Source organism: Actinoplanes subtropicus (genome assembly GCF_000721705.1).
Lineage (GTDB): Bacteria > Actinomycetota > Actinomycetes > Mycobacteriales > Micromonosporaceae > Actinoplanes > Actinoplanes subtropicus.
Window position 1 is genome coordinate 1 of sequence record NZ_JOJL01000137.1, and the last position, 993, is coordinate 993.

General features: G+C 65.0%; 1 protein-coding gene. It reads right to left on the bottom strand.

Features of this window, described 5'->3' with window-relative positions:
* Positions 1-10: 10 nt before the first annotated feature.
* On the bottom strand, positions 11-853 hold the full coding sequence (locus IH26_RS0152500; protein ID WP_030443814.1) for a transposase family protein: 843 nt from the start codon (positions 851-853) through the stop codon (positions 11-13).
* Positions 854-993: the final 140 nt, after the last annotated feature.

A 993-nucleotide genomic window follows, 5' to 3' on the forward strand; every position in this document is an offset into this window, starting at 1 on the left:
TGACCTGATCTCAACAAGATCCGGATAGATATTTGTATTCGTAGTGAGTCAGGTGCAGTGCGGCGGCGACGATTTCGCCGATCCGGCGTGGGCTGACGGTGGTGTGACGCAGCGTCTTCCAGCGGCCGATCAGGATGGCGAAGCCGCGTTCGCCTTGCCAGCGCAGACCGCGTAGCAGCCGGTTGTAGGCGCGGCTGTCGACGGCGAGGGGTTTCCCGTCGGCTGGCTGCTTGAAGGGTGTCTTGATGCCGTGACCTGTGCTTTCGTAGCCGGAGTCGGCCAGGGCGGGCAGGTCGAGTTCGGCGGCGGACCAGTTCAGCGTGGCGGTGACGCCGAGTTGGCGGGCGCAGCTGGTGTCGTGCAAATGGCCGGGCATCGCTGCCGAGGTCCAGATCGGAAGGCCGTCCGGGCGCATGACCGCTTGAATGTTGGCACCGAAGTCGCGGTGTTTTCCGGAGAACCAGGCGTCGATCGTCTCCCCCTTGGTTGACAGGGTGGTCTCGGTCAGCCGGTCGCAGTCGAACAGTTTGCCGTCGAGGATGACGTACGACCAGCCGTCGTCGGCGACCCGTTTCAGGGCGGTGTGCAGGTCGGTAGCTTGGGCGGCGAGCACGGCAACGCCCTCGTCGCGGTAGCGGTAGGCGGTGGCCCGGGAGATCCCGAACCCGGCGGCCAGCAGCGTCAGGTCCTCGGCTTTACGGAACCAGATGAGCACGAGAAGCGCCTGGTAGAAGCAGGTCAGGGCGCGGGTGTCTTGTCGGGTTCCCCGGGCTCGGCGTTCGGCGGCCAGCAGCCGGCCGAGGTACTGCACGAGTTCCCTGGGGACGTCGATCATGGCACGATAGGCGATCACGCGGAGTCCTCACCATGTGGGTGATCTTGTGGTGAGAACTACCTACCGAGGGCTCCGCGTCCCTTTCCAGCACTGCCCGATCTCACCGCCTTCGCCCGTGTCGCACCAATCAACACATACGCGTCGCTGAGATCAGCTCA